The organism is Granulicatella balaenopterae (assembly GCF_900111135.1).
GTDB classification, from domain to species: domain Bacteria; phylum Bacillota; class Bacilli; order Lactobacillales; family Aerococcaceae; genus Granulicatella; species Granulicatella balaenopterae.
The window spans coordinates 13888-37498 of the sequence record NZ_FOGF01000015.1; the positions used below are offsets into that span (position 1 = coordinate 13888).

Annotated in this window: 13 protein-coding genes; 1 reads left to right on the forward strand and 12 read right to left on the reverse strand. The window is 35.6% G+C overall.

Annotated elements, in window-relative coordinates:
* Positions 1-99: 99 nt before the first annotated feature.
* Positions 100-513, forward strand: a complete 414-nt coding sequence (locus tag BMX09_RS04720) for a hypothetical protein (RefSeq protein ID WP_143054374.1) — start codon at positions 100-102, stop codon at positions 511-513.
* Positions 514-891: 378 nt separating this feature from the next.
* Here BMX09_RS04720 and BMX09_RS04725 read toward each other — a convergent pair whose 3' ends face one another.
* The 12 genes from BMX09_RS04725 to pheT all read right to left on the reverse strand — a co-directional run bounded on the left by BMX09_RS04725 (position 892) and on the right by pheT (position 23610).
* Positions 892-8145, reverse strand: coding sequence for a type II secretion system protein (locus BMX09_RS04725; protein WP_143054375.1), 7254 nt, complete (start codon positions 8143-8145; stop codon positions 892-894).
* 271 nt (positions 8146-8416) lie between these two features.
* The gene (locus BMX09_RS04730; protein WP_089746555.1) at positions 8417-10192 is read right to left on the reverse strand and encodes a C39 family peptidase; all 1776 of its coding nucleotides are present in this window, start codon (positions 10190-10192) and stop codon (positions 8417-8419) included.
* Positions 10193-10561: 369 nt separating this feature from the next.
* Positions 10562-11317 carry a CAMP factor family pore-forming toxin gene (locus BMX09_RS04735; protein WP_089746556.1) on the reverse strand — a complete coding sequence of 252 codons (756 nt, stop codon included), beginning with the start codon at positions 11315-11317 and terminating at the stop codon, positions 10562-10564.
* A gap of 621 nt (positions 11318-11938) precedes the next feature.
* A complete protein-coding gene (gene pknB, locus BMX09_RS04740; protein WP_089746557.1) occupies positions 11939-13927 on the reverse strand; it encodes a Stk1 family PASTA domain-containing Ser/Thr kinase in 1989 nt (662 codons plus the stop codon).
* Positions 13927-14676 (reverse strand): Stp1/IreP family PP2C-type Ser/Thr phosphatase, encoded by a 750-nt coding sequence (locus tag BMX09_RS04745; RefSeq protein WP_089746558.1) that lies wholly within the window; start codon positions 14674-14676, stop codon positions 13927-13929. Before BMX09_RS04745 ends, pknB begins: the two co-directional genes overlap by 1 nt.
* A 28-nt stretch (positions 14677-14704) precedes the next feature.
* A complete protein-coding gene (gene rsmB / locus BMX09_RS04750) occupies positions 14705-16042 on the reverse strand; it encodes a 16S rRNA (cytosine(967)-C(5))-methyltransferase RsmB (RefSeq protein WP_089746559.1) in 1338 nt (445 codons plus the stop codon).
* Positions 16035-16994 (reverse strand): methionyl-tRNA formyltransferase, encoded by a 960-nt coding sequence (gene fmt, locus BMX09_RS04755; protein WP_089746560.1) that lies wholly within the window; start codon positions 16992-16994, stop codon positions 16035-16037. Before fmt ends, rsmB begins: the two co-directional genes overlap by 8 nt.
* Positions 16995-17058: 64 nt before the next feature.
* Positions 17059-19467 (reverse strand): primosomal protein N', encoded by a 2409-nt coding sequence (priA, locus tag BMX09_RS04760; protein ID WP_089746561.1) that lies wholly within the window; start codon positions 19465-19467, stop codon positions 17059-17061.
* Between the two features lie 89 nt (positions 19468-19556).
* A complete protein-coding gene (gene rpoZ / locus BMX09_RS04765; protein ID WP_089746562.1) occupies positions 19557-19772 on the reverse strand; it encodes a DNA-directed RNA polymerase subunit omega in 216 nt (71 codons plus the stop codon).
* 35 nt (positions 19773-19807) lie between these two features.
* Entirely contained in the window at positions 19808-20446 is a 639-nt protein-coding gene (gmk, locus tag BMX09_RS04770) for a guanylate kinase (RefSeq protein WP_089746563.1), read from the reverse strand.
* A 328-nt stretch (positions 20447-20774) separates the two neighbouring features.
* Complete coding sequence (rpsT, locus tag BMX09_RS04775; RefSeq protein ID WP_089746564.1) at positions 20775-21029, reverse strand: 30S ribosomal protein S20; 255 nt, start codon at positions 21027-21029, stop codon at positions 20775-20777.
* A 169-nt stretch (positions 21030-21198) separates the two neighbouring features.
* Positions 21199-23610: a phenylalanine--tRNA ligase subunit beta gene (gene pheT, locus BMX09_RS04780; protein ID WP_089746565.1), complete on the reverse strand. Its 2412-nt coding sequence runs from the start codon at positions 23608-23610 to the stop codon at positions 21199-21201.
* Position 23611 lies beyond the last annotated feature (1 nt).

A 23611-nucleotide genomic window follows, 5' to 3' on the forward strand; every position in this document is an offset into this window, starting at 1 on the left:
CACAAACTACAATCGACTAAAGGTTTCTCATTAGGTGAACTCCTGCTAACGATTTTAATCATCAGTTTAGCAGGAGTGGCCATGACAGGTGGATTTACCGTGGTGCATCACTCATACAAAAAAATCACCCAGCAAGCCAATGCCGAAACCCTACTATCAACAACCATCAATAAATTCAATAATTACGTACGCTATGGCGAAGAGATCACTAGTAACAGTCCTACCAGTATCACCTTTATTGACCCAACTAATGGCATAAAAACAACCATTACAAACGGTAGTGATAGCACTGGAACTGGTGGCGCAAGCGTAAATAACACAGGACTAATTATCAGCTACACAGGCGGATCACACCAACTATTAGCAGATAGCGCAATGAATGATGGCCTAGTTCCAGAAATTACAAACATTAACAAAAACGGCCAAACCGTCAACTACACCATCACCATTAAAAACAATAAAGGTAACGAAATCACCAAACAAGCAGTCACCACCAGACTACTGAATGAATAAGATGAGAATAGTGCTAGCTACAGGTTTTAGAGTTTTAAAACGAAAAATCGATTAGGAAACGAAAGCTCGATTCCGAAATCCAAAACCCGCTTTAGAAGCGAAAAATCGAGTTCGAAATGGACACGCCAGTTGAAAACAAAAATTACATATGCACGTGCACTTAAAAAGCCACACTAGCGAAAAACTAGTGTGGCTTTTGTGTGGGAAAAAGACTAAGTGACAAACGCAAATGAAAAGCCCTACCTAAAATGTAACGCCTTCCCCACGCCGTTTTTCAGCGAAAACAAAAAGACGCTAGCAAGGATCATTCCCTACTAACGCCTCTATTAATTGCATCATAACGCCCAATGCAAAATCTAATCACATAATGAAATCATGCTAATGTTCTAATTTTGATACTGCTTCATGTGAAGAAGTCGCCTCACCTGAACTTGATTCTTGCGAGCTTGACGCTTCATTCGAATGAACTGTTTGTGATTTGGCACTTGATTCTTCATTCAGATTTTCTTCAGGCTTCGTTGGTTCACTTGGCTTTTGAGAAGAACTATCAGAATCTGCCTCAGCTGGTGCAATTGGTTTATTATTTGGCTTATTAACTGAATGATTGTCTTCTTCATGTATTGGCTCTGTTGTAGAGTCTTCTACTGAGCGAGAATCAGATGACGAAGCATCGTCTACTTCTTCCAATAAAGAATTTGGCTGAACTAGTAATACACTTCTAGCTCCTCGTATTTGACTAGCATCAAAGCGAACTGTCAATGTTGCTACTACTTTTTTATTTGAAGGATTGTATTCATAATCAACATCAATAGCTTTACTATCAATAGGATGTCCATCAACCGTAATATGATCTACAACAGACTGATCAAAAGTATAATCCCCAATTGGTTTAATTGTACAAGTCGTTATATTGCCAGCTTGCGTCTTATTAATCTTGAACTGCACATTCTTTAAAGGTGTATGATCTGGGAAATACCTAACATTAGTAATCGTATTCCCTGCTTTATTAAGATTAAATCCATCAATTGGTTTCAAGAAAATATTATTAGTAAATAATTCTTTTTTCAAGACATTATCATAAACACTAGCTACAGTTGGTTTTACCACATCATTTTCATGATAGACACTTATAAACGCTCCAAACGCACGAACATAGCGCGCAAATAATTCAAATGTATCATAGGAATTACCTTTATCATTATAATTAATCCAACCTTTATGGTATTTCTTAGCTATTGTACCAAAATTACAATTAAATTCTTGATTTAAGTCATTTAGATTTAAACGTAAGCGAGTATTCCATGCAATATTATCAACAATATCAACAAAATACCCAATATTCTTTAATTCTTTAGTCTGTAATGAACCATTATTATCAAAGTAAGCAACTTTCATTCCTGATAAATAGACTTTATTACGTCCCATCTCAATGGCTTCTTTAAAGGAACTAATTGTCACATTAATATCATATACAAACACATTTTTACCATATAATTCTAGATTATTTACATAATAATCTCCATATAATGGTAATTGTGGTAATAATGTATGATCTGGTTGTTGACTAACAAAATACCCATAAGGATAATCAACACCTTTAAGAACATCACTATATGGATAGACCATACTTTGCTTGTAATCATTCCAAGCTGGAGTACCATCAGGATTCACTACTTCTTTCATTTTTTGAACAATTTGATGAGATGAACCAGATGTTACGCCATTACCATCTAATGTTGTTTGCGAACCTTGGTTAGCTACACTAAAGCAATCTTTTAATTTTAGATTTGTATGATTGTAAAAACTTATGTAATTATTTTTATTTCTAACAGCAGCATAATTACGTTCTACAAGAAGTGAATACTGATCATAATTAAAGTAGTTGATCGAATTAATAAAGCCTGATATTTGTTTTGCATTAACATAAGAATCACCAATCGCAAAGGAATTCTTTATTATATGCTCATTACGTGTATCTTTTGCACCATCAGAATGGACTTTTGCAAAGCCGCTAAAAGTCTCCAATTCATTTTTTATATCTGCTGTATAATTAACATAACAAGAATCAATATAACTATAATTATTCATTACAAAGCCGGCTACATCCCCTTTATGCCAACGATCAATATTCGCTGCATTAAAATTCGCTGTAACAGATGAGCGGACGATTTTGTGATTATTTTGTTGAGCAAATCCAGCTACTTCATCTGATAATTGACCATCTGACTTCTTACCAATTGTCACTAGTAGATAAAGATTACCATGCTCTCCAATTAATTCTTCAATTGCTTGTTGTGTAACTTCTTCACGAGTGATTTTATTATTCGTTACAAATTGATATCCTTCAAAAATCGTTCCAGGGCGATACATCATACTTTGCACTAAAGCGTCATTCCCCCATTGATAATTCGTTACATTAACATATTGTTTTAAATACTGTTCATACTTGCTACGATCACTATATAATTGACAACCTGAAATATCTCCATAGTTTTTCGTAACAAATCCTGTTGACGCAATTTGTGAATTAACAATATCAATATCAGAAACTTCATGATTATTCACCATAACAGCACCTGGACCATCAATTGTACAGTGGATAAGCGCTATATTGTGATGATTATTAGAATTCACTACTCCATCATTAATCGCTACTAGACCTGCTTCTGTGATATGACTATTTTTAACAAATGGATTCGTTATCGTACCAACATTTTTAAAGATAAAGCCATTTTTAGCGATTGTTGGGCAGTCGGTTACTTGAGCATTTGTTATTGTTGCATGGTCATTCCAACTAGCAAAGCCATTGCCACTAATACTTGGTGATGTCGCAAAACCATAACCGATTTTATGAACGAAACTATCTATAATCTGAGCATTTGGTTGATTACTAAAGACAAAGCCATCTCCATTAATTTTTGTGGTAATATGACCTGTTGCTTCAACCGAACTAGCAGAGATAATTTTCTGATTATAGGTTACAAAGCCTGCATTACTTGCCCCACTAGTCCCAATAATTGGACAATCAATGACGTGAGAATTGTCAATAATTCCTCCATTAGTAAAGATAAAACCACTATTAGAAATACTTATATCATTCGGATTAGCATAACCAATTCGTTCAACTTTACTAGCAGAAATCTTACCAATCCATGAATTAATATTAGCAAAACCATCCCCAAATATTTGAGTCGGTTGTGTACCATTAGATGTCACCGAACAACTAGTAATCTCACCATTATTTGTGAATACAAATCCAGCATTTGTAGTACCATCTTTCCCGATAGCTGGGCAGTCGACTACTTGAGACTGGTTAATTGGTCCATTATTGGTAAATACTAATCCGGCTGCTTGTACAATACTTGTTCTAACCGCCATCAGATTATTGATTGTTCCTTTTCTGGCGTCTGTAGCAAATGTAGCTACTTCTTTTGTTTTAAAGACAGCTAACTTGTTCTCTGTTTGATTATTAGAAATAAATGGTAAATCAGCAAATTTTTGAAACTCTTTTTCCACCATGAAAGTGGTCATTTCTGGCATACTTCTTGGCGTAATTGTTTGATGATTAATGGTTGAATTCTCTACTGTACATCCAGCAATGGAACCACCATTATGACTAGTATGAACCAATCCCCCAACCGTTGAAGCTACATCTGTTTGAAGGTGAGTCACGTTACAATTGGTTACAGAACTTTGCGATTGACCGATTAATCCACCCACACAGAGGGCATTCGTTACTTGACTCATCATAACATCTGACACTGTAGAATGCGTTACAACAATGGATGCTTGTCCAATCAGCCCTCCTAGATATAATTGACCTGTAGATTGGATATTATTCATTGTTGTATTCGCTACCGAGCAACCACTGACATTACTTAATGTTTGCCCACTTAATCCACCGACATACGTGGCCGTAATATTATCCATTGTGATATCAGACACCGTATTATCTGAAATAGTACCCGCATTGGTTAATCCGACCAAGCCACCGACATATATAGCATTAGTTGGATTTTCTATGCGAATATTAGACACCCTACAACGAGCAATCTCACTACCACTTGAATGTCCAACCAAGCCACCAATATGAGCTCCATCTGCAAACTTAGTAGTAAAGTTTGATGCCTGACAGTTCGTGATTGTACCACTATTTATATTTGCAATGGCATTATATAAATGTACTTCTTGTGTGCCAAGACAGTCAATCTCAACCGAGTCAATAATACCCGCACTAGCATTGGCTACACGACGAACTTTGGCGGCAGCTTGCTCATTTGGTGTTAATTGATATTCAAAATTAAAATTACTTATTTTACCAGTATTGTTATCAGCGTAAGTTTGTTTATCTAATCCTTTAATCCAATAATGGTCTGCTTTATTTGTTGAAGTACTTACCGATCCACTATGCGAACCATCAATGACACAAGCGACAGTTTTTAATAGTGAACTTTCAGTATAATTATAATCTCGTAAACCAAAATCAACATCTAACATTTGGTGAATCGTAACATCTTTGTTAGCCATTACTGCTCTATCTTGATGTGATACTTGCTGCATGGCTTCATATTGGTTTAAAGACCTTACTTCAAATTCTGTACCAAGATTTGGTGACTCTGATTCTCCAACTACTTGTGCTGTATGTGCCAAGTATGGTATGTATCCGTATTTAGCGCTAAAGGTTCCATTTGATTCAATGGTTACTGTTAAACTATTTGGATTACTTGTTAATAATGGATATATCGTATCTTTAAACCAATTACTGTGATAAGTATTTTTGGCACTAGGCATTCCATCCAAGTGGTATAGTTGATACTCTTCAGTAATGTTCAGAGCTTTCTTAACGCCAGCGCTCAAATTCGTATTTGCAATAGCTCCTAAATTCGTATCAAAGGCTTGTTTACCTGTTAATGTCGTACTATTATCAAATGTTATTGTTACTTGATCAAGATTCCCAATTAAGACTAAAGCGTAGCCACTATCCACTAAGTATTTACCTGGTGTTGTATCAAATGCTACATTCTGCGTTAAAGTCGTTCCATCCCAAGAGTACGTTTGTTTTTCGGTTGGGTTGTCTTTATCAAAGTTGCCTTCAAAGTAATATGTTTGATTGTCAAAAGTTTCATAATAGACTAAGCTTGTTTCGCATGTTATATCAGGAATTGGCCAGTCACCGTAATGCGTCTCGTCAATGACTGGGCGCAATGGGAAGGTTCCTGTTTGCTGGCTTGGATCTTTTAAGTCTTCATCATATGGATGTGCTGTATATGTTTTTTTAGCGCCGATTATATCGGTACTTGCTTTTGTGGCAATTGTTGCATCTTTATCATTGCCGACGATTTGTACTTCTGAAGAATTGATGCCTGATAAGACATAATTATTCTTATTAAGAGAGCTGACATTTTGGTCGACTTTACCAATGAATGTTCCAGCGTTATCATTGCTCTTATTAGCTTTAACCAAACCAGTCGCATAAGAATTGTCTACCTGGATGTTTTTAGCTTGTCCAATCAATCCACCAATATTTTGTTGACCATTTCCAGTTGCACTAACCGAAGCAGTTGTATAACAATTATTAATAGCTACTACTTGCGGACTATTAACTGTCCCAATGAAGCCGCCAATATTCGTTGTTTTACCATTGGTTACATTTGCAGTAATATTACTTGCCGTCTCAGCATACTTCCCACCATTTATTGTACGGCCAGCAACATAACAATTTTCGATTAAACTATCTTGCTGTGTCTGAATAATTTGTCCGATTAAGCCACCTGCAAAGGATTCAATTCCTGAACTATCTGATTGCTTAGCTTCGATGGTAACTAATGCATTAGAATAACTATCTTTAACCGTTAACTTTCCAGCACTAACTGCTCCGACTAATCCACCTACTGCAGGATGTGTACCAGTTACTGTGACTGTCATATTCTTACCTTTTACAAAGGAGTCTTCAATAGTCAGATTATTTTCACCACTAACTAAGCCAACCATTCCACCTGCTACGCTATGTTTAGCCGCTTGTGCTTTGGTTGTTATATATGACTCTTGGCTTGTTTTTGTGTCATCTGCTTCTACAGAAGAATACTTAATCTCTAGGGAGCCACTTGTTTTAGCAACGAATCCTCCAGAAGTTTCTTGCCCGTTAATACTTGGATTTTTTAGTTGTAGATTTGACATTAATAATGAGCTATCCAATGTTAATTCTCCAAACATCCCGGCATTTGCTTGATCTGTAATCGTTAAATTTTTGATTTGGAATTTGTTCCCATTATATGACGTTAAATGATTATTCGTAATGCTATAGTAGCTATCTTGTGTAGCTGGCGTACCATCTGCTTTATAAATTGTAAACGATGAATCACTTTCCTTAGCTACTGCTTCAAATATGCGATAATCTAGTTGCTCGTCTTGTTCAAAGCTAGTCATATCAAGCCCCATTCCCTCAGCACACTCAACTTGTGTACTTGCCAATTGACTCGCATCCGTAATCGCATCTTCCGCCATACCAGAAATTGTTGGATCAAGATTTTCTAAGTGACGAATAGAAGAAACATTAGCCATTATAATAGTATTGCCATCCTTATCAGTGGTTGTTGTGACTGAATGAAATAAACTATTCGTCGTTACTGGTTTTGTTTTAACAATTGGGGTTAATACCTCTTTACCAACTGCTTTCACAGTAATGGTAATATCTTCTCCCGGTGTGAAACCATCTTTTTTTCCAGTAGCTGTTTCAGCAAAAAGTTGTGCAAAATGCTTATCTTTTATCGTAATATCATCTAATATTACCGTATAAATTTTTTTACCCTGTTCTTTTTTTGCATTTTTTTCGTTTAGAGGAATTATCTTTTTAGCATGACTTGTTTCGCCTGTTACTTCGAGGCTAATATTGGTCTTAATCTTATTAGTATCAGTTACCTTTACAATTAATTTATCACCATTTAATACATTAATAGTTGGTGTGTCTATTTTTTCTACTGGTGCCCCACTAACAGCACTTCCCCCATAATAACCAAGTGGGAATTTTTTACCACTTTTCTTTTGAGCTTTCATACGATCTTTAGGACTGCCACGATAGCCATCTCCCGGAAGAAAGCGCCCAGTCTCATCAGTTGCTGTTAACTCGTTTTCTTGGCCTTTTTCCGTATAAAACACAGCATAAACACTCGCATTTTTTACATTATATTCAATAATATACGAGCCTGCTTCACGTGCAACACCGTCAATTGCCCCCATCGGCAACATCTCTTTTAAAATCGTATTATCTAAAGTATCCTTATTAGCTGGACTATAGACAAGATAATAATAATCACCTTCATGCCAATCCGCATCATCCATGTCATATGGCTTAGATGGCAGTTGTTCGCCTAAAGTAGTCGTATCTAATTCTGCTAATTCACCATTTGCTTCCGCATAAGTTAAGTGGTTTTGTGCAGCAATATATATTTCTTTTGCTGTTTGATCCATCTCTAATTGCTTTAGGTGCTTATAATATCCGCCAACACCAACCACTGTAATGGCACACAAAATCCCAACGATTGCGATAACTGTCAATAATTCTGCCAATGAATATCCTTTCTTGCGTCTATTGCTATCAAATATCTTCATAACTTCCTCCATACTAATCCCCATCTATTTTTAACGCTATTATGCGCATTCTAATTAATATACTCACTAAAATTATACCACACAAAAAGCGTTATTTCTTGTGAAACTAAGCATTCCAATAAGGAAAATAAAAAGAATGCCCCCAATCCGCTTCACGGTTAGCACATTATGAAAGTCTATTCACTTCCTAAAAAAAGAAACCACATCAGCTATTTTAGCCGAGTGATTTCTAAACTTGTCTTTTCTCTATTGCTTATCTATTGTTAGAAGCTATTTAGTTAACATGCGGTAGTCTTTATTTGATGATAATTGCCATTTTACCACGCATTTGATAGGCTTTTGCTACTTTATGACTACTTACCCAATAATGTCCTGAGATTGAATCTGCGCAATAAAAGGAATCATCCTTAAATCCAGCTAAAACAATTGCGTGTCCATTCGATGGTTCAGGCCCAAACCAATAATAATTCATAGTTGGATAACTAAATTTGGGCGTTGTGCCCCAGACAATTACGGGATTCCCTTTAACGATTTCTTCTTTCATCTGATCAAGTGTATATCCTGTTGCGTCCATGGCTTCGGGAGCATATTGTTGTGCTAATGGCAATAGTGCCTTTGGATAGACTGTTGCGATTGATGAGACGTTATAATAAGGATTACCGACATAGCCATTGTGTGGATTTCCATTAGGGGATTTTTTCACTTCTTTGGTTAGTTGATAGGCTGTTTTGTCTTTGGCATAGCCTTTATAATGCAAGGCTTGTGTCAAGGCATATACCTCGCATGAATTAACTGCTTGGGGATATTGATGATAGACGGGTACATCGAGTGTTACTTTTTTGCGATATAATCCTGTATCATCGACATAATATTTGCCGATTGATTTATTTTTGGCCATTCTACCAGAATTTTCTAAATAATAACTTCCTATCCATCTATTGCTTTCTAAGTAGCCACCATCTTTAAAGTAATACCAATCTGTTCCTACTTGCACCCAGCCTTTATTAATTTTTTTGCCATTTGCATCTACATAATTCCAATTACCATCTTTTTGTTGATAGAGCCATTCGTTTTTAGCCATATAACCCCATTGTTTTAGATAGTAATCACCAACCCATTTGTTTTGAACGTAGGTACCGTCTGGATTAAAGTAATGCCAACCTGTTTCGGGACTCCACGCCCATTCCTGTTTGGCCATTTCGCCCCATTTTTTTAGATAGTATGAGCCTTTCCATGTATAACGAGCATATGAGCCATCTTCTTTAATATAGAACCAGTTTTCATAGTCTTTATCATAAATCCATTCGTTTTTAGCCATATAGCCCCATTGTTTAATGTAGTAAGCACCGACCCATTTGTTTTGAACATAGGTACCGTCTGGATTAAAGTAGTGCCAACCTGTCTCGGGACTTTTTGCCCATTCCTGTTTGGCCATTTGTCCATTTTCTTTTAGGTAATATGATCCCTTCCATGTATTGGTGATATATTTGCCATCATTGCCGAAATAATACCACTGCTCTTGTTGAGTGTGTACCCATTGATTTTGGAGACGTTTGCCATCTTTATCGACATAGTATTCATCTACTATCGCATCTCTGACTAACTCAGCATTTTCGTTAAAGTAATACCAATCATTTGTGGCTTTATCTTTTAGCCATTCTGATTGTCGTAAAAATGCTGTCTTAGTATCCGCATAATAGCGCTCTTGTCCAATTTGAATCCAGCCTGTTTGAACAATTCCTTCTTGATTCGTATAAATCATCTGCTGTGAATCAGGGATTGTATAGAAACCAATTACTTTTTCACCAGTTTCTAAAAAATAATATAGTTTGTTGTCAATTTTTACAAAGCCTTGTTGTTGCTTTTGGGGTATTGAAGCGCCATCTTCTATTGGTGTGGTGTCCTCTATTGGCTTGGTATTGTCTGTTGGTGTGGTGTTATCTATTGGTGTGGTGTCCTCTACCGCTTTAATAGTAATTGGTGTGGTATTGTTTTGTTCTGTCGCCATTACTGTTGGAGTAGCTAGCCATAATAGCGTACCAATTGTGGCTACATAAGAAAATTTTTTCATTTTTTCCTCCTATCTTTTTTATCGCTCAAAAATTTGTCCAACTTCCTCTTTATGTGTCACTCATTAACTAAAATGAGTCTCAACATGAATCATCCAGTCAAATCCTTTACTTATATATTACATTATTCAGATTTCTTTGTGAAATATTTTGTTGATTATTTGCGTTATTTTTTATTTTTTTAGACAATAATCAGAATAGTTTCTCTTTTTACCCTTATCTTTACTAGGAATCATCCCGCTTTGCTTGATTTGCCTTTTTGATGTTGATGTCGTGGTTTGTGAATAAAAAAGAAACCACATGAGCTATTTAGTCACGTGGTTTCTCAAATCTTATGAATGCTATTTGTCAAAAAGTCTCATTATTTTTCGTTATTGTTGTAATGCAAATTCCATTGCGTCTTGTAACATCAAAACAGCATTATCAACATCTTGCACAGTTGTTGTTCTTCTTAATTGGATGCCAACTGCTTTTGTAATCACTTTATTTAGGTTATTATAGGTTTTAAAATTTTTCACCCCAAGAATTTTTTGATCGCGTTCAAATCTTGTATTCCAAATAGCTTTTCTTAGTTTTGCTTTGGCATAGACTGTTGCGCGGCTATTTGGGTCAAGGTCTGCATAATTCACTAATTTTTCTTTTAAATCGTTAACTACAGCTACTTGATTCTTGATTGATTCTACACTTGAGAATGGGTCTGCAATGCGGATAACTAGTTTTGTAATGGCGAATCCCATTTCACGGTGAGCTGCTTCAACTTTGCCGCTTAGTTCATTTGATGCGAAGTTAATAGCATCAATTACATCTGCTAGTGCTTCAATTCTTGCACCTAGGCTATCTAAGTCATAGATTGTTTCAGGATTGAACTTCAATGTTGGGTCTGTTTCGTTTTGTACTTTTAATTTTTCCAAAGCCGCAATTGCACTATTTGTCATATTTTCATATTGTGTTCCCTTAACTGCATCTTTAAGTTCAGCTAACTTCTGAGCATCTTCAGTAATCTTCGCTTCAAGATTTTGGTCATTCACATATACTGGTTCACTGGCTTGTACATTCACTGCCATGACGGGTGCAATGCTTGATACTAACATTGTAGAAGCTAATACAATAATAATTTTTTTCTTCATTAATATTCCCCTTTCATGATTTAACGTTTTTATGGTTCTACTTATAATTTTCTTTCAACTAATCGACAAATAGGCTTCTTAAGATATACTTTACTTTCATAAATCGCTGTCATTTTATTACAAAGATATACTGAGGTCAATTCATATTTTCATAATGAATAGAACGTTTTCTTTTCTTATTTTTTATTTATTTTGGGCAAAGATATCTTATTGTGTCTTTCTCTTAGCAAAACGATAAAAAAACGCAAAATTTTATTTATTAAGAATGAAAACTTATCTTCAACTTTTTTGCATGATACTGGTTCTTTTTGAAGAATTATTAGAAATAAAAACTTATTGCTTGATTAGTTAAGGTTGTAGAAGAGAGGTATTCCTATAAAGATATGGCTTCGGGCTTTGGCGCTTGGGTTGTGGGGCATTTAGTGATTCATTTGGATTTAGGACTTTTTTATTTTTGCATAATATTACCTAGAACAAGCCAGTGAAACATTTAGCAAAGCATGTACCACTGAACTAGCTCGTTAATATAAAATTCGATAAAAAAAGTTGGCAACTATATTAGTTTACCAACTTCTACTAGATTGACACTTTTTACTGGCTTATAAGGTTACTTAGAGCCGCTTATTGTGCATATCCTTCTTCAATTGTTTCACCATCTCGAACGATTTTGTAACGTCCTTTTGGTACTTTATTTGATAATGTGAATTTAATGTCAATTGTTTTTGATTCCGTAATTTTATAGGTTTGATAGATTGAATCAAATGAAAAATTAGCATCCTCAACATAAATTTCAACTACATTACTTTTGGCAGCAACTGAACTATTTGTTTCTGGTTCTTGACTTGTTTCAACAGGCTTCACATAGGGAATCGTAATTTTTTTAGTAACGGTTCTTTCTCCTAAGCCTTTTGATAAGACAATTGTTAATGTATCACCTTGTTTGACTTCTGTTCCGGCTGCTGGATTTTGGCTAATAACGGCGCCTTGTGGCATGCTATCTGATTCTTTTTCGCTAAAACTTACTAGCAAACCATTTTGTTTAGCATAATCTTCAATTGCTTGACGACTATATTTTGATAAGTCTTTTATAACAATTGGTGATTGCCCTTTACTAATAGTTAAAGTCATGACTTGGTCTTTTGCGATTAATTCTTTTCCTGCTTCAATACTTTGTGAAATAATCTTTCCTTCTGGTGTATTATTATCATAATCTTCTCGTCGCTCAACAATAAAACCTAATTTCTTGAGTTCATCGCGAGCTTGTTCATAATCTTGACCTTCGTAATTGGCTACGGTAATTTTTTCAGTTCCTGTACTGACTGTTAAGACCACATTTGAGCCTGTCTTAACGGATGTTCCTGGTTTGGGATTACTATCTAAGACTTTTCCTGCTTCAACAGTTTCTGAACTTTCACGTTTAATATCTTTTACACTTAACTCGAACTTTTCTAATAATTTAGTCGCATCTTCTTCTGTTAAATTCACAACATTTGGAATCTCAACATCTTTTGGTGTATTCATCACGAATGAATAATAGAAAAATAAGAAAACACTAGCAACAACCATCAATCCTAAAACAACCCAAGGCCATTTACGACGCTTTTTCTTTTCGGGTTGATTGTTTGTGTGCTTCACTGTCATTGGTGGTTCATCATCTAATGGGACAATTGGAATATCTTCAAATGATGTTGCTGTCTTCTTAATTGGGCTATGTTCGACAACCGGCTTCAATACTTTTGTCTCACCTGAGAATGTATTTGGTTGATAGACTGGTTCATGAATACGATTAGGATTTAAGGCTGTTGAGATATCATCTAACATTTCTTCACATGAGTCATAACGATTCAATGGGTCTTTAGCCGTTGCTTTTAAGACGACATTTTCTAAACTTTGTGGAATCGTTGGCATAATTTTGGTTAATTGTGGCATTGGTGATTGGAAATGTTTTAGAGCAATTGAGACAGCTGATTCACCATCAAATGGTACATGCCCCGCTAATAATTCAAATAGCACAACCCCTAATGCATAGATATCAGATTTAATGGTTGCCATACCACCACGCGCTTGTTCTGGCGATAGGTAGTGAACCGAACCTAATAATGTATTTGTTTGTGTTAATGATGTCTCTGATAATGCAATCGCAATCCCGAAGTCAGTAATTTTTACATTGCCATATTGATCAATTAATATATTTTGCGGCTTAATATCACGGTGAATAATACGATTACGGTGAGCCATTTCAATTGCGGATAAGATTTGCTTCATAATCGCAACGGACTCTCTTGGTGAGATGGGCCCTTTTTCGTCAATATATGACTTTAAATCTTGTCCTTTGACATATTCCATTACAATATAACTTGAGCCATTTTCTTCACCAACATCATACACACCAACAATATTTGGGTGAGTTAATTGTGTTGCTGATAGTGCTTCTCTACGAAAACGTCTCATTGCATCTGGATTAGTGTAAAAGTCTTGTCTTAATACTTTTACGGCTACTTCACGCTCTAAAATCAAATCTCTTGCTAGGTAAACTGTAGCCATTCCACCTGTCCCTAAATGCGAAATGATTTTATATCTTTCACCGATATTTCTTCCAGCTTCAAGCATTAATTCTCACACCCTTCATTGATCTGTTTTTTTGCTAATAGGATGGTAATATTATCTGTCCCCCCCGCAGCATTAGCTAGTCCGACTGCTGTATCGGCAATTTCTTCAATACTTAATTGGCTACTTAATAATTCTTCAATGGTATCCACACTGATCATATTCGTTAAACCGTCTGTGCATAATAATAAGCAATCTCCTTGTTTCATTGTGGAGCGGACAAAATCTACTTCAACAGAATCCATCACCCCTACTGATCTAGTAACATAATTTCTTTTCGGATGAACTAAGGCTTCCTCAGCAGTAATTTCACCGCTTTTTACTAATTCATTCACTAAAGAATGGTCTTCCGTTAAAAGATTTAAGGTGTGATTATGTTGTAAATACACACGACTATCTCCAACATAGGCAACCAATACATTCTCTTCGACGACTACAGCAGCTACCAAAGTCGTTCCCATCCCGATTAATTCTTCATTTTTTTTGGCTTTTAAATAAATTGATTGATTGACTGCTATAATCGATTTACGCAACCATAAATGAATGTCTTCTAAATTGGTAAAGTCTGTTTCTTGCCATGCATTACCTAATTCACAAACAGTCATTGCGCTCGCAACATCTCCAGCATTATGACCCCCAATCCCATCACAAGTAATTAATAATACAATTCCTGATTGGTTATAAAAATAATTGGCATAATCTTCGTTGACCGCTCTTTTTTGACCACGATCACTTTTCACTACGATTTCCATCTTATCACCTCGACTAATTTCACATTACCTATATTCTCACTAAACGACAGATGAAGAATCCATCTGTATAATAGTAATTTGGTAAAATTTGAATTGTTCCATTTTCTTGTAATGATTCATTTAAGTAGTCTAATTCAACAATTGGATCAATTGCGAAATCTGTATGACTAGCTAAAAAGTCCATTACGGTTAAATTATTTTCTATATTACTTAGTGTACACGTTGAATAGATTAATCGTCCACCTTTTTTTACAAGTTTTGCTACAGAATTTAAAATTTCTACCTGTATTTTATGTAATTGTTCCATATCTTGGTATTTTTTTGTATATTTGATATCTGGTTTACGACGCATTAAACCTAATCCGGAACATGGCGCATCAACATATATTGCATCAAAGGTTTCTTCACCGAATTCTTCTGCGGCACATCTAGCATCTAATTTGCGGGCATCGACACGATCTTCTACATGTAGACGTTTAACATTTTGATTGATAAGAGCGATTTTATGGTCATGAATATCTAATGCGACTACTTTTCCGCCTTGTGAAGCCGCTAGGTAACTAGCCATATGCGTTGTTTTTCCGCCTGGTGCTGAACAGGTATCTAATACTTGATCGCTTGCTTTTAAATTGCCGACTGGGGCTACTAACATGGAAGACTCATCTTGAATGGTTACTTCACCATTTTGGAATTCTTGTGTCTTAGTAATAGAACCATTCAGAATGCGAATACCAAGTGGTGATACAACAGACGGCACAACTTCCATTCCTTGCTTAATTAGACTTTCTATTACAGCATCACGGTCAGCATTTGGATCTTGCATACGTAATGAAACACTTGGAGCAGTTAAGACAGATTCAGCAATCACTTCTGCTTCTTCTAGGCCAAATTGTTTGACTAGTAATTCAACTAACCATTCTGGCATACTATACATCACGCTAATACGTTTTATGTCGGGTTTAATCTTAGTTAAATCTTTTAATGTGGCGCGTTGGAATGAACGCAAGACGCCATTGACGAATTTCACGACTCCTTGGTGTCCACGCTTTTTCGCAATTTCAACTGATTCAAAAATAATGGCATGATCAGGAATACGATCTAAATAGACTTTTTGATAGACAGAAATGCGTAATAAATTCATCACCCATGGCTGTACTTTTTGTGGTTTTTTAACGAAATCTGATAAATATTCATCGATGGTTAGTTTGTGTTGCAATGTACCATAGACTAATTCCGTTAATAAGCCTCTATCTTGATCAGAAAAGTCATATTTTTGCACATATTTATTAAATAGAATGGTTGAGTATGCGCCACCTTTTTCGATTTCGACTAACATATCAACTGCTGATGATCTTACTTTATCCATTTATTTTCCCCTCAAATACTGGTTTTGTCTCTAGTAAAGCTTTGAAGCCATTTTGATAGGCTTTAATATCCATTTTTGCTTTACCAGCTGGTTGAATCACATTAACTTGGACTAATTTTTGGTCACCACATGCGATAACGACACGATTTTCGTCATCAATATACATGGTTCCTGGCGCTTCTTTAGTTGTCTCTTCTAATGGTGTTACATCCCAAATTTTGTAGCGTGCTCCTTCTAATAAGGTAAAGGCACTTGGCCATGGACGTAAACCACGAATAAAACAATCCACCATTTCGGCTGATTTATTCCAATCGATTTGTTCTTGTTCACGAGTAATATTTGGTGAGAATGAGACTTTTGCTTCGTCTTGTGTTACTTCTTTTAATTTTCCTGCGAATAATAATGGTAGGGCTTCTTTTAATAGTTGGGTACCTAGTAGGCTTAATTTTTCAAACATTGAAGCAACATCATCTGTTTTTTGGATTGGGATTGCTCGTTGCATGAGGATATTACCGGCATCCATTTTTTTCTCCATACGCATAATAGTGACACCAGTTTCTTTATCACCACTTAAGATTGAGTAGTGAATTGGTGCTCCTCCGCGATATTTTGGTAATAATGAAGCGTGAACATTGACCGCACCATATTTTGGAAAGTCTAAAAATGATTGTGGTAAGAATTGACCATATGCAGCCGTAACGATTAAATCGATATCTTCCATTGCCATTAATTCTTTTAATTCGTCTGAACCAGATAATTTTGTTGGTTGGTAGACTGGTAAATCATGTTTTAATGCGACTTCTTTTACTGGACTTGGTGTAATAATTTTTTTGCGTCCAACAGGTTTGTCAGGTTGAGTTACAACAGCTTTTACTGTATAGCCTTCCTCCAATAACATTTCTAAGATATTTGTTGAAAATACGGGCGTTCCCATAAAGATAATATTTTTCATTTTGTACGTCCTTTCTCTAAAAAAATTCTCCTCACAACCAAAGTCACGAGTATTTATTTTATGACTATAAAAAGCTCATCGGTTCGACATCAATCGAGACCGTCACTTTATTAGCGGTTGTTTGTTGGGTTTGAAGCATCAATTCATTTAATGCTCGAGTTAATTGTGGTTCTCTTTTATATTTAATTAATATTTGGAAATAATAGCGCTTATTAATGCGGGCAATCGATTTAGGTGTTGGTCCTAAAAGAATCGTCTGTCCTGTTAATATCTGTTCCAAATACTGTCTAATCTTAACAGCTTCACGCAAAGCTAGGCCTTCTTCTTCACTAGAGACAGTAATCATCGTAGTAAAGACATATGGCGGATAATTCCCCATATGACGTACTTGCATCTCTCTAGCATAAAATTCACGATAATTATGACTTTTGGCTAGTTGGATGGCATAATTTTCTGGGTTAAAACTTTGAATCATGACTTCCCCTGCTAAATCTCCTCGACCTGCACGCCCGGCTACTTGCGTTAATAACTGGAATGTCCGCTCAAAAGAACGAAAATCAGGAATATTCAAACTCGTATCAGCATTAATAACCCCCACTAATGTCACATTTGGGAAATCAAGTCCCTTAGCAATCATTTGCGTTCCCAGTAAAATATCCGCCTGATTTGAACCGAATTTATTCAATAAAGCTTCATGTTGCCCTTTTTTACGAGTTGTATCAACATCCATACGAATAATGCGTGCTTCTGGGAATAATTCTTGTAATTCTTCTTCTACTTTTTGTGTCCCTGTTCCGTAATAACGAATCTGATTTTCAAAACATTTTGGACAGCGACGGGGAATATTGGTCTCAAAGCCACAATAATGACACTTCATTTGATGGACGTCCATATGTAAAGTTAGTGAAATATCACAATTGGGACATTCCAAGACATAACCACAATCACGACACATCACAAAAGAGGAATAACCACGACGATTCAGTAATAAGACAGTTTGTTCTTTTTTATCTAAGCGGTCTTTTATCGCCTCTTGCAATTCCAATGAGAATGTCCCACGATTTTTTGAATATTCTTGCTTCATATCAATGATTTTAACTTCTGGTAAGGGTTGATCCTTAGCACGTGTTGGTAGTTCTAATAATTGATAGACACTTTTTTGCGCTCGAGCTCGTGATTCTAAAGATGGTGTAGCACTTCCCAAAATAACTGGACAATGATGATACCTCGCACGCCAAATGGCAATATCTCTCGCATGATAACGTGGATTTTCTTCTTGTTTATAACTGCTTTCATGCTCTTCATCTAAGATAATAATCCCAATATCTTCAATCGGCGCAAAAATTGAAGACCTTGCCCCAACGACAATATCCGCTTCTTTATTCTTAATCTTACGCCATTCATCAAACTTCTCTCCTGCGCTTAATCCACTATGTAATACCGCCACTCGGTCCCCAAAACGTGACTTAAAGCGATTCACCATTTGCGGTGTTAAAGAAATTTCTGGCACTAACATCATGGCTGACTTGCCTTTTTGAATCACTTCATCAATCCATTGTAAATAAAGCTCGGTCTTCCCACTACCGGTAACCCCTTCTAAAAGGTAGGTTTTAACAATATCTTGACGCATATCATGTAACACTTCATCAAAAACTAATTGCTGCGCTTCATTTAATTGTAAAGCATTTGTCTGGGTAAATTCTCTACCTGCATATGGATCACGATTAACAGGACGTTTTTCTAATTTTACCCACCCCTTACTAATAGCAGTCTTAACATCTGCAGCGGTAAAGCCATTTTGGTCAACAAAATCTTTTTTTAGTATCTCAGATTGTTCTTTTGGTAAAGCTTCTAAAGCTGCTAAAAACAATTTTTGCTTCGTCGCTTTTAATGGAGTAGCTGCTTGAATCACTTGATAATCCATCGGTGATTGCAATCTAATAAGCCAATCTTCCATCTTAACCTTGGCTTTATCAATCACTTTATGCTCAACTGATACAACACCTTCTTTACGCAAACGCAATAATTTTGCTAATTCTTGGTTAGTAAATTGACCCACATCCTCGACTGTATCTTCGCCATTAAAATAATTTTGATAAATTTCCGGATAAGCTTCTGGGTCTTTTAAGTGAAAATATTTTTCGTATTTTGATTTTAACATTGGCGGTAGCATAGTCTGATAGCAAGAAATTAAAAAAGCAAAGACCGTTTGAGACATATGCTGTCCCAATAAAATCATTTCTGGTGTTAACACTGGCTCTAAGTCCATGGGTTTGATAATGGGACTAATCTTCCCTTCAAAAGTAGTTTCTAAAACAATGTCCATCACAAAACCTTGCACTGTACGAGAACCAAATGGCACAGCCACACGCATCCCAACTTCAATAATATCTTCAAACTCTTCAGGAATTAAATAATCAAATGGTCGATTCAATTGATTTGCCCAAACATCAACAATTACTTTTGCGTACATATACTACCCCTTTCTAAAAAAATAAATAGAGGTTAGAAATAGCTTCTAACCTCTATTAGCATATTTATTTTCTGATATTAATACTCAGATTATACTTCAACCGGTTTGCTATCTTCAGAAATTGTTAATTCTCCGCATAAAACCTCTTCTAAAGCACGACCTACATTTTTAGCTGACTCATATTTTTCTAAACGTGGAGTTGCTTGGTGGTGTAATTCGTGTGCTCGTTTGCTTGACAAAATAACTAATGAATATTTTGAATCGATTTTGTTTAATAATTTGTCAATTGATGGATATAACATCATAATACATTCCTCATTTCTTATCGCTATTTTTATTTTTATTTTTTATCTTCCATTGCTTCTTCAAAGCCGTCTTCCATTTCAAGAATAATATCCATATTACGGTCAATTCTTAAATGTTCTGATTTGATGATGCACTCAATCGCATCTACAGCATTGTCAACTTTATCATTAACGACAGAATAGTCATAATACTTCATTAATTCAAGTTCTTCACGGGCTTTCTTCATACGTTTTAAAATTACTTCATCTGAATCTGTCCCACGATTAACAATACGTGATTCCAACTCATCTAAGTCTGGTGGCGTTAAGAAGATAAATACTCCATCTGGCATCTTTTCGCGAACTTGAATCGCTCCTTGAACCTCAATCTCTAAAAAGACATCCTTGCCACTTTCTAAAGTTTTTTCTACGTAATTCATTGGTGTACCATAATAATTGCCAACATATTCAGCGTATTCTAATAATTCACCTTTTTCAATCATCTCTTCAAAATCTTCTCTTGTTTCAAAAAAATAATCCTTCCCATGAACTTCGCCTGCGCGTGGTGAGCGAGTTGTTGCTGAGACAGAATATGTAAATTCTTGATTTTCTTTGTTAAAAATTGCTGTTCTAACAGTTCCCTTACCCACTCCTGATGGTCCTGATAAAACAATTAATAATCCTTTTCTTTTCATTATGTGAATACGACTCCAATCTATCATTAAGCTCTTTCTACTATAATATCACAAATTAGTATTATAAAACAGTCTAAACTATAAAATTACCAAGATTATCCCAAAAAGCAATTACAAAAGCCAACTGATTCCTTACTAGAACAAAATGAAAACATTTTCTAAACCTTTCTAATGAACCCCACCACAAAAAGACTCTGCTACACTTTTTTCTCATAAAATAGACTTGTAACGCCTATAAATGATAGAACCCTTTAAAGTAGACTTGTCTCCCACACAACAAAAAAACCTCACCACATTAAGTGGCAAGGAATTTATAAACAATTAATAATTATTTGTTTAATTTAGCAGCTAAACGTGATTTGTCACGTGATGCTTTGTTTGCGTGGATTAAACCTTTAGAAGCAGCTCCGTCGATTGCTTTGTGAGCAGCGCGTAATAAAGCTTCAGCGTCTTCAGATCCAGCAGCTACAGCAGCGTCAAATTTTTTGATTGCTGTACGCATAGCAGATGTTTTAGCGTTGTTAGCTAAAGTTGCTTTTTCGTTAGTACGTACACGTTTGATTTGTGATTCGATATTTGGCAATGGGTTCACCCCTCTTTCAATCTTTGTATTAAGTATTACTGATCAGTTGTTTCCAACGTCTTTCATTATACAAAATTCAAACTATGATTGCAATAATTTTCTTACATATAATTTAAATTTCACTAATAAATTCGAAATTTTCATCCAAAATCACTTTAATTAAAGCGTTTTAACGGATGACTAATTTTTCAACTGATTGTAATTCTTCCGTAATTTTACTCATTGCTTTAGTAACATCTTCTTCTTGTAAAGTAGCTTCACGGTTTAAGAATTGTAAACTATAAGCTAATGATTTAAAGCCATCTTCTACTTTATCACCTTGGTAAACATCAAATAATGTAACTGATTGTAAGTATTTACCGCCATTAGCTTTAATGATTGTTACTAATTCATCGTTTGAAACGCTAGTCGGTACTAATAAGGCGATATCACGAGACATACCTGGGAATTTTGCAACAGTATGTACTTCACGTTGTTTGCTATTAATAGCCAATAATGGTTCAAGTGCTAATTCAAATACAAATGTTTGTTTTAGGTCTAAATCTTTTTGAACTAATGGATGTACTTGTCCCACAAAACCGATTACTTCATCATTTAAGTAGATTAAAGCTGATTGTCCTGGGTGTAATTGTTCCATATCCGTTAGTGCTTCAAAGCGAATTTGATCTAGGCAAGCCATTTGTGCAAAGTAGGCTTCTAAGATTCCCTTCATCATAAAGAAGTCGACTGATTCTGCAGCTGTTTGCCATGTTTTGTTTAAGACATTACCAGTAATTGCTGCCCCGATGACTTCTTGTTCAACGTATTCATCATTTTGGATTGAGAAGATTTTCCCTACTTCAAATAAACGAACGTCTGATTGTTTACGGTTAACATTATATTGAACAGCTTCTAATAGACTTGGTAATAATGATTGACGTAATTCACTACGATCTTCACTCATTGGTAAATCTAAACGAATACTTTCATGATTTTCCATTGTAAACCAGTGAGATTTTTCTGGTGTTGTTAAGGCATATGAATAAGCTTGTGATAAGCCTGCTCCTTGCATGAATTGACGAGTCCAACGTACAAAGCGTTGTTTCGGTGTTAAGCCGCCTTGTGTACTTTCAGTTGTTGGCATCGTTTGTGGTAAACGATCATATCCATAAATACGACCAACTTCTTCTACTAAGTCAGCTTCAATTGAGATATCCCAACGTCTTAAAGGAATCGTTACTGTAAATAAATCATCATTAAAATCACAATCAAAGCCTAATTGTGCGAAAATACGTGTTACTTCTTCAACTGACAATTTTGTTCCTAATACGTGGTTTAAACGAGATAAGCGAATTGATACAACAGGTTCTTCATTTGTTAATGTTTGAACTGATGCTACTGCTGGAACTAATTCTCCATCTGCTAATTCAACCATTAATTCTGCAGCACGTTTACCCGCTTGTAAGATAGTAGATAAGTTAATACCTTTTTCAAAACGGCTACTTGATTCGCTACGTAAGTTATGAGTAGCGGCTGCTGTACGAATAGCCACTGGGTTAAAGACTGCTGATTCTAATAAGACAGTTGTTGTTTCTTTAGAGATTTCAGTGTCAAATCCACCCATTACGCCAGCTAAGGCAATTGGTTTTTGACCATCAGTAATAACGATTTCATCTGTTAATGTGCGTTCAACTTCATCTAAAGTTGTTATTGTTTCACCTTCTGTTGCGCGTCTTACTAAGATTTCTTTTGAGTTTAATTTATCGTAGTCAAAAGCGTGTAAGGGTTGACCAAATTCGATTAATACATAGTTCGTAATATCGACAATATTATTAATTGGACGAATTCCAGCTGCCATTAAACGATTTTGCATCCATTGTGGACTTGGTTTTACCGTTACATTTTTAATAATTTGTGCGTGATAAGCTGGTGCATCTTCATTATTTTCTACATTAACGGTTACGAATTCAGGAATGGTATTTGATTCGCCTGCTTCAAATACGTCAGCTCCTAAATTGTGCTCTAAACCATAAATTGCTGCGATTTCGTGAACTGAACCACGCATACTTAAAGCATCGGCACGGTTAGCAGTAATATCTAATTCAACGATTGCTGAGTCTAATCCTAAAGCTTCAATTGCTGAAGAACCTACTTCAACAGCTTCATCTTCAAAGACATAGATGCCATCTTCGTATTCTTTTGGTACTAATGATTCAGAAATACCTAATTCTTGTAATGAACAAATCATACCATTTGAAGGCACACCACGTAATTTACCACGTTTGATTTTGTGTCCACCAGCAATACGAGAGCCATGCATTGCTACGATGATTTTTTGACCTGCAGCAATATTTGGAGCGCCACAAACGATTTGAATTGGTTCTTCCTCACCAACTTCAACTTGAACGATATTTAAGTGATCTGAATCTGGATGAGGCTCAACAGCAAATGCTTTCCCTACAACGATTTTTTTCATTCCTTCTCCAGGGATTTCAACGCTATCAACTTCGATACCTGTACGAGACATTTTTTCACCAAGCTCGTGTGGTGTGATTTCTGATAAATCTAAAAATTCATTTAACCATTCATAAGATAATTTCATT